Annotated in this window: 17 protein-coding genes; 9 read left to right on the plus strand and 8 right to left on the minus strand. The window is 65.6% G+C overall.

From position 1 onward, the window contains the following. Window positions 1-264: 264 nt before the first annotated feature. The 5 genes from ASD80_RS07995 (at window position 265) to ASD80_RS08015 (ending at window position 5024) form a co-directional block, all read left to right on the plus strand. On the plus strand, window positions 265-1350 hold the full coding sequence (locus tag ASD80_RS07995) for an alpha/beta hydrolase (protein ID WP_056231080.1): 1086 nt from the start codon (window positions 265-267) through the stop codon (window positions 1348-1350). Between the two features lie 162 nt (window positions 1351-1512). Next, window positions 1513-2646 (plus strand): molecular chaperone DnaJ, encoded by a 1134-nt coding sequence (gene dnaJ / locus ASD80_RS08000; RefSeq protein ID WP_056231083.1) that lies wholly within the window; start codon window positions 1513-1515, stop codon window positions 2644-2646. A gap of 155 nt (window positions 2647-2801) precedes the next feature. Next, on the plus strand, window positions 2802-3347 hold the full coding sequence (locus ASD80_RS08005) for an NADPH-dependent FMN reductase (RefSeq protein WP_162247333.1): 546 nt from the start codon (window positions 2802-2804) through the stop codon (window positions 3345-3347). A 208-nt stretch (window positions 3348-3555) separates the two neighbouring features. Then, window positions 3556-4254 carry an orotidine-5'-phosphate decarboxylase gene (gene pyrF / locus ASD80_RS08010; RefSeq protein ID WP_056231088.1) on the plus strand — a complete coding sequence of 233 codons (699 nt, stop codon included), beginning with the start codon at window positions 3556-3558 and terminating at the stop codon, window positions 4252-4254. Then, window positions 4251-5024, plus strand: a complete 774-nt coding sequence (locus tag ASD80_RS08015; protein ID WP_056231092.1) for a TIM barrel protein — start codon at window positions 4251-4253, stop codon at window positions 5022-5024. The genes pyrF and ASD80_RS08015 overlap by 4 nt, the downstream gene beginning before the upstream one ends. A 90-nt stretch (window positions 5025-5114) precedes the next feature. On the opposite strand, the gene ASD80_RS08020 is transcribed toward ASD80_RS08015, so the two are convergent. Further along, window positions 5115-6119, minus strand: a complete 1005-nt coding sequence (locus ASD80_RS08020; RefSeq protein WP_056231095.1) for an adenosine kinase — start codon at window positions 6117-6119, stop codon at window positions 5115-5117. A 78-nt stretch (window positions 6120-6197) separates the two neighbouring features. Next, complete coding sequence (locus ASD80_RS08025) at window positions 6198-6761, minus strand: TetR/AcrR family transcriptional regulator (protein WP_056231097.1); 564 nt, start codon at window positions 6759-6761, stop codon at window positions 6198-6200. 60 nt (window positions 6762-6821) lie between these two features. Here ASD80_RS08025 and ASD80_RS08030 point away from each other — a divergent pair, with 60 nt between their 5' ends. Beyond that, window positions 6822-7268 carry a DUF2214 family protein gene (locus tag ASD80_RS08030; protein ID WP_056231100.1) on the plus strand — a complete coding sequence of 149 codons (447 nt, stop codon included), beginning with the start codon at window positions 6822-6824 and terminating at the stop codon, window positions 7266-7268. Between the two features lie 131 nt (window positions 7269-7399). On the opposite strand, the gene nth is transcribed toward ASD80_RS08030, so the two are convergent. Continuing rightward, the gene (gene nth / locus ASD80_RS08035) at window positions 7400-8074 is read right to left on the minus strand and encodes an endonuclease III (RefSeq protein ID WP_056231102.1); all 675 of its coding nucleotides are present in this window, start codon (window positions 8072-8074) and stop codon (window positions 7400-7402) included. Between the two features lie 54 nt (window positions 8075-8128). On the opposite strand from nth, the gene ASD80_RS08040 reads away from it, so the two are divergent. Together ASD80_RS08040 and ASD80_RS08045 are read left to right on the plus strand one after the other, a co-directional pair. Then, the gene (locus tag ASD80_RS08040) at window positions 8129-8608 is read left to right on the plus strand and encodes a DUF2244 domain-containing protein (RefSeq protein ID WP_056231105.1); all 480 of its coding nucleotides are present in this window, start codon (window positions 8129-8131) and stop codon (window positions 8606-8608) included. A gap of 77 nt (window positions 8609-8685) precedes the next feature. Beyond that, window positions 8686-9555, plus strand: coding sequence for a bifunctional helix-turn-helix domain-containing protein/methylated-DNA--[protein]-cysteine S-methyltransferase (locus ASD80_RS08045; RefSeq protein WP_244488963.1), 870 nt, complete (start codon window positions 8686-8688; stop codon window positions 9553-9555). A 182-nt stretch (window positions 9556-9737) separates the two neighbouring features. Here the strand turns inward: ASD80_RS08045 and ASD80_RS08050 are convergent, their stop codons facing one another. Genes ASD80_RS08050 through dapB form a run of 3 tightly spaced genes read right to left on the minus strand, consistent with a single transcriptional unit; the run spans window position 9738 to window position 11632 of the window. Further along, a complete protein-coding gene (locus tag ASD80_RS08050) occupies window positions 9738-10352 on the minus strand; it encodes a 2,3-bisphosphoglycerate-dependent phosphoglycerate mutase (protein WP_056231110.1) in 615 nt (204 codons plus the stop codon). Between the two features lie 3 nt (window positions 10353-10355). Next, on the minus strand, window positions 10356-10802 hold the full coding sequence (locus ASD80_RS08055; protein ID WP_056231113.1) for an EVE domain-containing protein: 447 nt from the start codon (window positions 10800-10802) through the stop codon (window positions 10356-10358). 2 nt (window positions 10803-10804) lie between these two features. Continuing rightward, window positions 10805-11632: a 4-hydroxy-tetrahydrodipicolinate reductase gene (dapB, locus tag ASD80_RS08060; protein WP_056231116.1), complete on the minus strand. Its 828-nt coding sequence runs from the start codon at window positions 11630-11632 to the stop codon at window positions 10805-10807. Window positions 11633-11750: 118 nt separating this feature from the next. On the opposite strand from dapB, the gene ASD80_RS08065 reads away from it, so the two are divergent. Further along, window positions 11751-12101, plus strand: coding sequence for a VOC family protein (locus ASD80_RS08065; protein ID WP_056231119.1), 351 nt, complete (start codon window positions 11751-11753; stop codon window positions 12099-12101). Window positions 12102-12285: 184 nt separating this feature from the next. On the opposite strand, the gene coaA is transcribed toward ASD80_RS08065, so the two are convergent. Then, complete coding sequence (gene coaA / locus ASD80_RS08070; protein WP_056231122.1) at window positions 12286-13236, minus strand: type I pantothenate kinase; 951 nt, start codon at window positions 13234-13236, stop codon at window positions 12286-12288. Next, window positions 13236-13553, minus strand: a complete 318-nt coding sequence (locus ASD80_RS08075; RefSeq protein ID WP_056231125.1) for a phosphoribosyl-ATP diphosphatase — start codon at window positions 13551-13553, stop codon at window positions 13236-13238. The genes coaA and ASD80_RS08075 overlap by 1 nt, the downstream gene beginning before the upstream one ends. Window positions 13554-13589: the final 36 nt, after the last annotated feature.

A 13589-nucleotide genomic window follows, 5' to 3' on the forward strand; every position in this document is an offset into this window, starting at 1 on the left:
GGGATCAAGGGTGGGGGTTCCCACGCACCGGATGCGCGGAAAGATATCCCCACCCTGCTCGATCACGGACTTGGCTGACGCTAAGTCCTATCTCGCTTCCCTCCCCTCAAGGGGGAGGGTGGATCCGGTGGCCGGGCATGATCTTTGCAGGTTCCTCGTCATGCGTTTCACGTGAATCCTTGCCCCGAAATGGGCCCAATGGCGCCCAACTCCCTCCCGGTTTTGGCTGTCCAAGGGGCATTCACCCCATTGCGAGGCCGCGCCATGACCGATTCACATCTCCAGCCCGCCAACCAGAACCGGGCGGACGATTCCATCGGCCGGATTGCCGAGCTGATCGGCGGCGATCCGATGAGCCGGATGGATGCCGACATGAAGCATGTGCTGGATGGCCTTGCCGAGATGGGGGCGCGGCCGCTGGAACTGCTGTCGCCCGAAATGGCGCGGCGCCAGCCACGGTCGACCGAAGCGATCAGCGCCATTCTGGGCCGGCAGGGGCGCGAGCGGCCCGAGGATGGAGTCGAGGCGGAGGATATCACCATTACCGGGGCCGAGGGCGACCTGCCGGGGCGGGTCTATCGGCCGCTGGGCCTGCTGAGCCGGCTCAATCCGGTGGTGCTGTATTTCCATGGCGGCGGGTTCGTCACCGGCGATCTGGACAGCCACGACGCATCGGCCCGGGCCATTGCCCGGCGCAGCGGGGCTATCGTCGTGTCGGTGGCCTATCGGCTGGCGCCCGAGCACCAGTTCCCGGCGGCGCATGACGACGCCTGGGCGGCTTGGCGCTGGCTCACCACCGAGATCAAGACGCTAACCGGTGATCCGCAGCGGCTGGCAGTGGCCGGCGAGGATGCCGGCGGGAACCTCGCCGCCAATGTGGCCTTGCGGGCGCGTGACGAGGGCGGCGCGCAACCGGTGCATCAATTGCTGATCCATCCGATTGCCGGCACCAACATGACCACTGCGTCCTATGGCCAGATGTTGCGGGCACGGCCGATCGGGTTGCCGGCGATGCGCTGGCGGTTCCGGCAAATCTTCAGCGAGGAAGCCGAGGCGGGCGACGAGCGCATCAATCTCGTGGCGCGTGGGGATTGGGCCGCTGTGGCGTCGGCCACCCTCATCCTGGCTGAAATCGACCCGCTGCGCTCGGAGGGCGAGGCCTTGGCCGACGCGCTCGAACAGGCGGGCGTGGCGGTCAATTGCTGGACCTATGCGGGTGTGACACAGGGGTTTTTCGGGCTGGGACTCGTCGTCACCAAGGCGCTGTTCGCGCAATCGGATGCGGCTGACGCGCTGGGCAAGGCCTTTGCCCCGGCCCGCCCCAGCCCGGCGCCGAATCACCATCATTGAAGCCACGGGCCGCTCTTGCTATGAGCGGGCCAGTGGTTTTGCCCCGACAAGCAGCTCTCACGACCCCAGACCCCCTTGCGGGGCGTGGGGTCGATTGCCATCTAGGGGCCAGGATATTGGCGGGGCGCGCTTGTCGCGACCGGCCGCATTGGAGAAGGTTTTTTGGCCAAACGGGATTTCTACGAGGTGCTCGGCGTGCAGAAGGGCGCCGACGACGCGGCGCTGAAGAGCGCCTATCGCAAGCTCGCCATGCAGCACCACCCCGACCGCAATCCGGGCAATCACGAGGCGGAAGCCAAGTTCAAGGAAATCAACGAGGCCTATGACACGCTCAAGGACGGCCAGAAGCGGGCCGCCTATGACCGGTTCGGCCATGCCGCCTTCGAGAATGGCGGGCGCCCCGGCGCCGGCGGGTTCGGGCCGGAATTCACCTCGTCCATGTCCGATATCTTCGACGACATCTTCGGCGACTTCATGGGCGGCGGCCAGCGCCGTGGCGGCGGGGGCGCCGCCAAGCTGCGCGGCTCGGACCTGCGCTACAATCTCGAAATCAGCCTCGAAGAAAGCTTCGAGGGGCGCACCGTCGAGATCGACGTGCCGACTTTGGTCGGCTGCACCACCTGCGACGGCTCGGGCGCCAAGCCGGGCACCGGCACCCATACCTGCCGCCAGTGCAACGGCCACGGCAAGGTGCGGGCGGCGCAGGGCTTTTTCACCATCGAGCGCACCTGCCCGGTCTGCCAGGGTCGCGGCCAGATGATGGACCAGCCCTGCACCGATTGCGGCGGCCAGGGCCGTCGGCAGGAAAACCGCAAGCTCAGCGTCGATATTCCCAAGGGTATCGAGGACGGCACCCGCATCCGCCTCGCCAATGAGGGCGAGGCCGGGCTGCGCGGCGGCCCGCCGGGCGATCTCTATATCTTCATCTCCATCCGCCCGCATGACCTGTTCCAGCGCGATGGCGCCGACCTTTATGCGCGCATACCCATCGCCATGACCACTGCGGCCCTGGGCGGCGAATTCGAGGTGCCGACGCTCGATGCGGCGCGGGCCAAGGTCAAGGTCGCGGCCGGCACGCAGCCGGGCCAGCGGGTGCGGCTCAAGGGCAAGGGCATGCCGGTGCTCCGCTCCAAGGATATCGGCGATCTCTATGTGCAACTCGACATCGAGACGCCGCAGGCCCTGAGCCGGCGTCAGCGCGAATTGCTGGAAGAATTCGCCAAGCTCGAAACCGAGGAGAACAGCCCCACCTCGGGCGGCTTCTTCACCAAGCTCAAGAAGATGTTTGAGGCTTGATGGCGTAGAAAAATCGCTCCGGCGGAGCGATTTTAGCCCTCAGGGCCATGAGGGCCATGCCCGAATGGCGCGAACGCTCCGTCTTGGTTCCGGGGCTTGCCCGGGGCGAGGGCGGCGGGCAAGGTTGGCTCGTTGCCAACAAGGACAATCACCCCATGACCACCGCGCTCACGCTTTCCGGCTCCATTCGCCAGGGTTCCCGCAACCGGATGCTGCAGGAGCATGTGGGGCGCAAGCTGGACGCGGCCGGGGTGGCGGTCACCGCCATTTCGCTCGGCGATTTCGACATGCCCATCTTCAACGAAGACCTCGAGCCCGACCATGTGCCGGAAGCCGCCGGGCGGCTGGCCGAGCTGTGGCGGAGCCACGACGCGGTCTTCATCGCCACGCCCGAATATAATGGCGGGCTGCCGCCGCTGCTGGTCAATGCCCTGGCCTGGCTCAGCCGGCAGAAGCCGAGCCCTTTCCGCCACCCGGTCATCGGCATTGGCGGGGTCAGCTCTGGCAAGTACGGCACCATCTGGGCGCTGAGCCATCTGCGCGATTCGCTGAGCAAGGTCGGCGGGCTGGTGGTGCCCGGCCTGCTGGGCATTGGGCCGGACGAGCAGGCGTTCGACGAAAACGGCGATTTCATCGAACCCGCCATCATCCGCAAGGTCGATACGCTGGTGCATGACCTCACCCACATCAAGCGCGGGTAAGCCGGCGCAGGCCGCGCGTGGACGGCGATGGACGACTCAACCGTCATTGCCCCGCTTGTTCGGGCAATCCATGCCTCCGCAGCGCCTGCAAATGGATCATCCGGACAGGCCGGGTGATGACGCCGGAGGGCAAGACAGCGCTCCAGCAGTTGCCCGGCGCCCGATTTTGGTCTAGTGCCAGTCCAATAGCGACATCGGAGGAAGACTCATGACGGGCCAATTGATCGTGGGCCTCGACGTTTCGTCGCGCGCCCGCGCCGAGGACATCGTGGCATTGCTGGGCGACAGCGTCAGCTACTACAAGATCGGTTACCAGTGCTTCTATGGCGCCGACGGCTATGGTCTGGGCAAGGACCTGCTCAAGGCCGGCAAGCAGGTGTTCTTCGATCTCAAGCTGCTCGACATCGACAACACGGTGGAAAAGGGCGTGGCGGCCATCGCCGAAAGCGGCGCCACCATGCTGACCGTGCATGCCTATCCCAAGACCATGCGCGCTGCCGCCAGGGCCGCCGAAGGCTCCGCACTGCAGGTGCTGGGCGTCACGGTGCTCACCTCGATGGACGATGCCGATGTCAAGGAAGCCGGCTATGAGCGGGACGCGGCCGGCCTCGTGGCGCTGCGAGCGCAGCAGGCGCGCGATGCCGGTATAGGCGGGGTGGTGGCGTCGCCGCATGAGGCCGAAATGGTCCGCACCATTATCGGGCCGAAAATGGCGATCGTGACCCCCGGCATCCGCCCGGCGGGCAGCGCCATGGGCGACCAGAAACGCGTGATGGGCCCGGCCGAGGCGCTGGCAGCGGGCGCCAGCCACCTGGTCGTGGCCCGCCCGATCATCGCGGCCGCGGACCCCGCAGCAGCGGCGCGGGCGATTCTCGCCGAGATGAACAGCGGAACGCGGCTGGCATGACCCGCTTTTCCGCCTGTATCGACATGCTGTTCGTGCCGGAAAGCCCCGATCCGGCGGAACGCATCCGCCTCGCCGCGGAAGCGGGTTTCGGGCTCGTCGAGTTCTGGCTGTGGTCCAACAAGGATCTCGACGCCATCGAGGCCACCCTCCGCGAAACCGGCGTGAAGCTGGCCGGCATCGTCGCCGAGCCGTTTGCCGAACTGACGCGCGAAAGCGACCATGAACGGTTTCTCGCCGGCCTGGAAAAAAGTCGCGACGTGGCCTTGCGCCTCGGCGCGCCGGTGCTGATCTGCCAGTCGGGACCGCTGCTTGATGGTATCGAGCGGGCGCGCCAGCACGATGCGCTGGTCACGGCCATGGCGCGCTCGGCCGAGGTGCTGGCGGGATCGGGTGTGCGGCTGGGGCTCGAACCACTCAATGACCGGATCGACCATCCCGGCTATTACCTGACCAGCACTGCCGAAGGGCTCGACATCGTCGATGCGGTCGACCGGCCCGAAATCGGCATCACCTACGACATGTACCATTCCATGGTGATGGGCGAAGACCCCGAGGTGGTGGCGGCAGGGCATATCGACCGCATCGTGCACCTCCACATCGCCGACCATCCCGGCCGCAACCAGCCCGGCAGCGGGCAATTGCCGATCAGCCAGAAGCTCGATTGGCTGCTGGGGCAAGGCTATGCGGGTGCCGTGGGGCTGGAATTCCGGCCGGCGGGAACGACCGCGGACGCGCTGAAGGAGATGCGGGGGAGCCTGGGGCTCCACTAGCCGCTATGGTCGGGGCTAAACATCCCCACCCTTGATCCCTCCCCGCAAGGGGGAGGAAGACGACTGAGACTGCCTGCCGGCAAGGCGGAACTACCCCACCAGCCCATGCTCGGCAGTCAAATCCTGCAAATCAAGCAGCGGCCGGGCCCCGATATGGGAAATCACTTCGCTCGCCGCCAGGCACCCGGTCTTGAGCGCCGATTCCAGCGTCTGGCCCCGCGCCATGCCGAGCAGGAATCCCGAGGCGAAGAGATCGCCGGCACCGGTGGCGTCGACCACCTTGTCGACAGGGAAGGCGGGGACCGAGGTCACTTCGCCGTTGTAGATGGCCATGGCGCCCTCGGCGCCCATGGTGATGGCGGCCAGTTCAGTATCCTTGGCCACCTGGCGCACCGCCTCGCCCAGGTCGTCGGTTTCGTAGAGCGATTTCAGCTCGTGCACATTGGCGAAGACATAGTCGATGGTCTTGGAGCGCATCAGGTCAAGGAATTCGGCGCGGTAGCGATCGACGCAGAACGGATCGGATAGGGTGAAGGCGGCGGCGCGTTCGTTCTTGTGGGCATAATGGGCCGCCAGCACGAAGGCCTTCTTGGCTTCCACCGGATCCCAGAGGAAGCCTTCCATATAGGTGATGGCGGCGGCGCCGATCTCGTCGGGCTTGATATCCTGCTCGGTGAGCTGGTGACAGGCGCCGAGATAGGTGTTCATGGTGCGCTCGCCATCCTCGGAGAGGAAGATCATCGAGCGGGCGGTGAGAGCGCCGTTCTTGAGGCGGGACGTGTTGTAATGCACGCCGATGGCGTCGAGATCGCTTTCGAACACATCGCCCAGCGGATCATCGGCCACCTTGCCGACAAAAGCCGCGCGACCGCCCAAAGAGGCAACGCCCGCCGCGGTATTGGCGGCGCTGCCGCCCGAGATTTGCTGGCGGCCCAGCGGCATCTTGCCATAGAGATCCTCGGCCCGATCGGTATCGATCAGGTGCATGATGCCCTCTTTCATGCCTTCGGCTTCGATGAAGCCCTTTTCCACCGGTGCGATAATGTCGACAATCGCATTGCCGATGGTGAGGACGTCGAAGCGGGTCTGGGTCATCTAGAGAGTCCGGCGCAAGGAAAAGCCGTCAGCCGGTTTAGAGCAAGAGGGAAAGCTCGGCAACCTCGAGACCTCTCTCTAATGCCGGTCGATGATCTGGCTGATCAGTGCCTCGATATCCTCGCCGGCCTGCAGGGCGATCTGGCCATCGAGCAGCAGCACGGCCAGGCCATGCACGCGGGCCCAGGCGGCCAGGGCCGCCACCCGCCCCGTCCGGACATCGCCGCCGCTGACATGGCGGAGCGTGGCAAAGGCGGCATCGGCGGCCATGCGCAGGCCGGGGCGATTGTCGCGCCTGAGCTGGGGCGAGAACATCAGTCGGAACAGGGCGGCATTGCGGAGGGCGAAGAGCACATAGGTCTTGCCCATGACCGAGAGCATGTCGGGCGGATTGGCGTCGGCCACATCCTCCATGGCGCGGGTGAAGCGCTGGAAGCCGGTGACGGCAAGCGCTTCGAGCAAAGCGGCACGATTGTCGAAATGGCGATATGGCGCTGCCGGGGAGACACCCACCGCCCGCGCCAGGTCGCGCAGGCCGAGCCCGGCCTCGCCCTCGCGTTCGAGAATGACCAAGGCCGCTTCGAGCAGGGCATTGCGCAGGTCGCCATGGTGATAGGGGGCGTTCGGCAGGGATGTTGACATTGCTTACTTCTGGGCGGATATATGTGAGCAGTGATAACATGACCCGTCGGGGGCCCGCAAATGGATATCGATCTTGTTCTCGCCAGCGCCCATCACCTCGTGGTGTTCGCCCTGGTCGGCCTGTTCGCTGCCGAATTCGCCATGCTGCGGCCGGGATTGGCCGGGGCGCGCATAGGGCAATTGGCCAAGCTCGACGCGGCCTATGGCGGTGTGGCGGCTCTGGTGATCGTGGTCGGCGTGCTGCGGGTGATTTTCGGCGCCATGGGCTGGGAATATTACGTGGGCAATTATGCCTTCTGGGCCAAGATGGCGGCCTTCCTGGTCATGGGCCTGCTGACCGTGCCGCCGACGCTGGCCATCCGCCGCTGGGCCAAGGCAGGACAGGACCATGTCGTGCCGGCGGACGAGATTGCCGCGAGCCGGCGGTTCATCCACCTGCAGGCAGGTGTTCTGCTGCTGATTCCGATCTTCGCGGCGGCGATGGCGCGGGGGTATGGAGCGAGCTGAGTACCACGCCCTCGTGGTTCGAGGCACTGAAGGAGCACACCTCACCATGAGGGCTGTTGATACACCGAGTTCTCAGTAGCCCTCATGGTGAGGCGGGAGCGCAGCGACCCTCGAACCACGAGGGCGTGGCACTAAGTTCCCTTCGGCAATGGCGTCTTGGGCTCAAACCGGCACCATTCCCGAATCTCGCAGCGCCAGCATTCGGGCTTCCTTGCCTTGCAGACATAGCGCCCATGCAGGATCAGCCAGTGATGGGCATGCAGCATATATTGCGGCGGCACCGCCTTGAGCAGCTTCTGTTCCACTTCGAGCGGCGTCTTGCCGGGGGCGAGGCCGGTGCGGTTGCCGACACGGAACAGGTGGGTATCCACCGCGATGGTGGGCTGCCTGAACCAGATGTTGAGCACCACATTGGCGGTCTTGCGGCCGACGCCGGGCAGGGCCTCGAGCGCTTCGCGAGTATCGGGCACCTCGCCGCCATGCCTGTCGAGGAGGAGCCGGCTCAGCGCGAAGACATTCTTCGCCTTGCCGCGATAGAGCCCGATGGTCTTGACCAGTTCGGTGATCTGCTCCACCCCCAGGGCCACCATTGCCGCAGGGGACGGCGCCAGTTCGAACAGGCGCCTGGTGGCCTTGTTGACCCCGGCATCGGTGGCCTGGGCCGACAGCACCACCGCGACCAGCAGGGTAAAGGCGTTCACATAATCGAGCTCGCCCCTGGGCTCGGGCTCGATGTCGTGGAAGCGGGCGAAGATCGCCTCGACATCAGCTTTGGGAAGGGCCTTCACTTTTTTCGCCGCCGCCATTCTCTCGCCCCTGATTCTGCGCCTATAGTCAGTGGTGAAGAGTCAGCCATGCCAATGCAAGCCACAACAACCACGCCTCTATTCGCCGCCGCGCTGAAGCCGGACCGCTCGCCGCGCATTACCGGCGGCTGGGTGGCCTTCGTGATCGCCGCAGTGGCCACGACACCGCTGGCCGTGCTGGTGCCCGAGGTGTTGCTGCCGGCCGCGGCCGCCTTTGGCATTGGTGGCGCCGGCATGACGGCGCTTTCGGTGCGGCAAGCGCGGCAGCGGCGGCTGGCGCAGCAGGTGACCTTGTGGGCCGACCAGCTCGAAGTGGTCATCGTCGATCGCCAGGGCGCGCGCATGCTGCGCCGGTTCGATCCCAAGACGGTGCGGCTGGTGCTGGATCGCGACGAGAACGAAAAGACCATCGCCATGCGCCTGCGCTCAGGCAAGGACGAGCTGGAGCTGGGCGCCTTCCTCAAGCCGGAAGACCGTTCGAGCTTTGCCCGTGCCTTCGGCACCGCCCTGCGCCGGGCGCGGCAGTCGGCCTGAAGGTGTGTCAAAACCGGGTCGCATCCACGGCCTGCCTTTCATAGATAGACACCCAGATGCGAACCATGGGTGTTCCGATGAACCAGATCACACATATGACAACCGCGACGGACTACGACACCATCCGCGCTGCCATCCAGTATCTCTCGCAGAACGGGCCCGACGTTGCCGATCTCGGCCGCTTCGCCCGCACGCTGGGGATGACCGAGCGGCAGCTGACCGACCTGTTCCGCCGCTGGTGCGGGCTCAGCCCCAAGAGCTTCGCGCAGGCAGTGGCGCTCGATCATGCCAAGAGCCTGTTGCGCGCCAGGGAGAGTGTGCTCGACACCACGTATGAGGTGGGCCTCTCCTCCACCTCGCGGCTGCATGACCTGTTCGTCGCGTACGAAGCCATGCCCCCCGGTATTTTCCGCGCCGGCGGCGAGGGCATCGACATGGTCTGGGGGGCGGCGCCGTCGCCCTTCGGCATGGCGGTGGTGACCGCCACCGAATACGGCATGTCGGGGCTGGGCTTTGCCGATGCGGAGATGAGCGTGGAACAGGCCTTCGCGGACCTGGCCAATCGCTGGCCCAATGCGCGCTTCACCCGCGACGATGCCCGCGTTGCCCCGATGATTGCCCAGGCCTTCGATCCGGCCCGCTGGTCGCCCGACCATCCGGTGCGCGTGGTACTCATCGGCACCGATTTCGAGGTCAAGGTGTGGGAGACTTTGCTCAAGATCCCCTGTGGCCAGGCCACCACCTATCAGAATGTCGCCAACCAGATCGGCCGGCCAACCGCAGCCCGCGCCGTAGGCGCCGCGGTGGGCAAGAACCCGATTTCGTTCGTCGTGCCGTGCCATCGCGTGGTGGGCACGTCAGGCGCACTGACCGGCTATCACTGGGGCGTGCCGCGCAAGCGGGCTATCCTGGGCTGGGAAGCCGGGGTGATCTCGGCCGCGCATTAGTTTCACGTGAATCGCAAGGTCTCATCTGCCCATCAGCGACACCACCCACCGGCCGTCATCCTCGGGCTTGACCCGAGGACACTGCACTTGATGGACTTGCCGCAAGTATAGAGCCCTCGGGTCAAGCCCGAGGGTGACGATCGCGGTTGGGGAAGCGCCGGCTTATGTGGCGAGAGTGGACCCTAGAGCGCCACCCGCTCCACTAGCTTGCCATCAGCCCCAATCTTGTAAACCGTCGGCTCGCCCGTAGCGATTTCGCGCTTCAGAATCTCGTCCGGCGTCAGTCCCTCGATGGCCATGACCAGCGCGCGCAGCGAATTGCCGTGCGCTGCCACCAGCACGGTCTTGCCCGCTTTCAGCAGCGGCAGGATTTCGGCGTCGTAATAGGGCAGGGTGCGGGCTGCGGTGTCCTTCAGCGACTCGCCGCCCGGCGGGGGCACGTCGAAGCTGCGGCGCCAGATCAGCACCTGCTCCTCGCCCCACTTTTCGCGCGCATCGTCCTTGTTGAGGCCGGAAAGATCGCCATAGTCACGCTCGTTGAGCGCGATATTCCTGGTGATGGTGACATTGGCGATTCCCATCTCCTCCAGCATCAGGTCGAGCGTGTGCTGGGCCCGGCGCAAAGCCGAGGTATAGTAGCAATCGGGCACGATACCTCTGGCCTTGAGCGCCTTGCCGGTGCCGCGGGCCTCGTCGATACCCTTCTCGGTCAGGTCCGGATTGCGCCAGCCGGTGAAGAGGTTCTTGAGGTTCCACTCGCTCTGCCCGTGGCGCACGAGGATCAGGGTACCGGTCATTGGCTAGTCTCCGAAATGAAAGTGGTGGCCGACGCCCATGGCCTCGGCAATGCGGGAAAAGTCCGCCGCGCCGGTCTTGAACAGCGACTTGCGGAAATACATGCCCCAGTGACTGGGGTCGGTGACGAAATCGAGCTGCGGCAGCAGCAGATAGATATCGGCTTCCTGCGCGTCGAGATAATGGGCGCGGCGCATCCAGGCCTCGGTGGCGCCCATGATACTGCTGGGTTCGGGTTCGCCGGCGGCGATGGTGCCGATGGCGGTAAAGCGGCGCACCGCATCCTTGCCGCCCAGCGTTTCGGTGGGCGAATAATAGGCAAAGGCATCGCCGGGCCGCAATTGACGGACGGCGCTGTGCCTGCCATGGGCGAACATGACGAAGCCCTGCTGGCGACCCACGCGGACATGCGCCGCTGCCGCCACCCCGATCCAGCAGGCCGGCCCGGCCATGCTCAGAGCCCCAGCACGTCGGTCATGGCATAGAGCCCGGCCGGCTTGCCGGCTGCCCAGAGTGCGGCGCGGGCGGCGCCATTGGCGAAAATGGCCCGGTCCTCGGCACGATGGTTGAGCTCGATGCGCTCGGATGGGCCGGCCAGGATCACCGAGTGATCGCCGACCACCGTGCCGCCGCGCAAAGTGGCAAAGCCGATGGTGCCGGCTTCGCGCGGGCCGGTATGCCCGTCGCGGACCCGCACCGAATGGTCGCGCAAGGCGATGTTGCGGCCGGCGGCAGCGGCTTCGCCGAGCAGCAGGGCCGTGCCGGAGGGCGCATCGACCTTGCGCGCGTGGTGCATTTCGAGGATTTCGATGTCGTATTCGGCCAAGACCACCGCAGCCTTGCGCACGAGATCGGCCAGCACATTGACGCCCATGGAGAAGTTGCCGGATTTGACCACGCGGGCGCCGCTTGCCGCAGCCTGGGCAATGGCAGCGTCATCGGCCTCCGAACAGCCGGTGGTGCCGATGACATGGACGAGGCCGAGCGTTGCCGCCCTGGCGGCGAGGGCAACACTGGCCTGCGGGGCGGTGAAGTCGATAATGGCATCGGCCCCGGCCAAAGCCGCGTCGATATCGTCGGTAATGGCGACGCCCAGCGGACCGATGCCGGCAAACAGGCCGGCATCCTGGCCGATGGCCGGCGTGCCGGGGCGGTCGACGGCGGCATGGAGCTTGGCAACGGCGCCATGCAGCACCAGGCCTGAAAGGGCGGCCACGGCGCGGATATTGGCCGCGCCCATGCGCCCACCGGCGCCCGCCACCACGACCTTGAGTTCCGCCATTCGCGCTCTCCCGATTTCGGCTTGCCCTATAGCAGCGCCGTGCCCAAACGCCAACAGCGCTGCCCCATTGCCGTCAACATGGTAGGGTGGAGCTTGGGCGGAAACCAAGGATGCTGATTTGACCATCACCAACGCGCTGGCCGGTATCGCGGTGGAGGACATTGTCGACGCGCTCGATTTCTACGAGCGCCTGTTCGGTCGCCAGGCCGATGCACGACCGATGAAGGATGTTGCCGAGTGGAAGCTTGCCGGCGGCGGCTGGGTGCAGGTCTTCACCGATGCCGACCGCGCCGGCGCCTCGTCGATGACGCTGGTGGTCGATGACCTCGGGGAGGAGTTGGGCCGGCTGGAGCTGCAGGGCCTGAAGCCGGTTTCCAAGGCAATCGGGGATTTCTTCAAGACCGCGAAATTCAGGGATGGGGACGGCAACCAGGTGATTTTGAGCCAGCCACAGCCGGGAACGTATTAGGCGCTTTTCTTTCCCTCCCCCTTGAGGGGAGGGACGCGAGATAGGACTTAGCTTAGCTAAGTCCGTGGAATCGAGCTGGGTGGGGGTGTCGAGGACCCAACGGGCTCGATCTTTGCGGAGCCCCCGACACCCACCCTTGATCCCTCCCCTCAAGGGGGAGAAAGACGACTGCGGGTTCCGGCTCTCACACCCTTCGCAACTGCACCGTCTCGATCAAATGGCTCTTGCCCTTTTTGAGGATCAAATCGGCCCGTCCCCGCGTCGGCAGCACATTCTCCACCAGGTTGGGCAGGTTGATCGTCCGCCACACCATTCGCCCGAACTCCCCGGCTTCGGCCTGGCTCATTTCGGCGAAGCGGCGGAAGAAGGAGGTCGGGTCTTTGAACGCCGTCTCGCGCAGGCGGAAGAAGCGCTCCATGAACCAGGTTTCGAGATCGTCATTGTCGGCGTCGATATAGACCGAGAAATCCATGAAATCGGACGCGAACAGGATCGGCTTGCCATCGCGCGGCAACTCGCCGGGCTGGAGAATATTGAGGCCCTCGACGATGAGGATGTCCGGCCGGTCGATGGTGACTTCGCTACCGGGCACCACATCATAGACCAGGTGCGAATAGACCGGCGCCTGCACATGGGCCTTGCCCGACTTGATATCGCTGAGGAACTGCACGAAGCGCGGCCGGTCATAGCTTTCGGGAAAGCCCTTGCGCTCCATGATGCCGCGTTCGGCCAGCACCGCATTGGAATGGAGAAACCCGTCGGTGGTGACCAGGTCGACCTTGGGGCTCGACGGCCAGCGCTGCAGCAGGGCCTGGAGAATGCGCGCCGTGGTCGACTTGCCGACCGCCACCGAACCGGCCACGCCGATGATGAAGGGCACTTTCTGGTCGGGCGTATCGAGGAAGCGGGTCGACACGTTATGCAGGCCCTGCACGGCCTCGACATAATAGGACAGCAGCCGCGTCAGCGGCAGGTAGACCTCTTCGGCCTCTTCGAGCGAGATCGGATCGCTCAGCGTGCGCAGGCGCTCGATATCGGCAGCATCGAGCGTCATCGGCTGGCCGTCGCGCAGGGCGCTCCACTGCTTCTTGGTGAAGTGATGATAGGGCGCGAGAACCGGGGGACGCCTGGCCATCAGACCTTGTCCTTTCGCGACGCCTTTTCGGCGAGGCCCGACTGGGCGGTGCGGCTGTCGAGTTCGGCCATCACTTCGGCCAGCGGCACATCGGCGGCGCGCAGCACCACCAGGAGGTGATAGAGCACATCCGCCGATTCCTTGACCAGTTCGGCGCGGTTGCCGGTGACGGCGGCAATCACTGCCTCGGTGGCCTCCTCGCCCAGCTTCTGGGCGCATTTCTCCATGCCGCGGGCGATCAGCTTTGCCGTGTAGCTTTCATCGGGCGAGGCGGCAGCCCGGCTGGCAATGCGGGCTTCGAGGTCGTCGAGGGTCATGGCAGAGAAGTCTCCTCCTGCACGATGTCATCCCGG

The organism is Devosia sp. Root635, from assembly GCF_001427605.1.
In the GTDB taxonomy this organism is placed as follows: Bacteria; Pseudomonadota; Alphaproteobacteria; order Rhizobiales; family Devosiaceae; genus Devosia.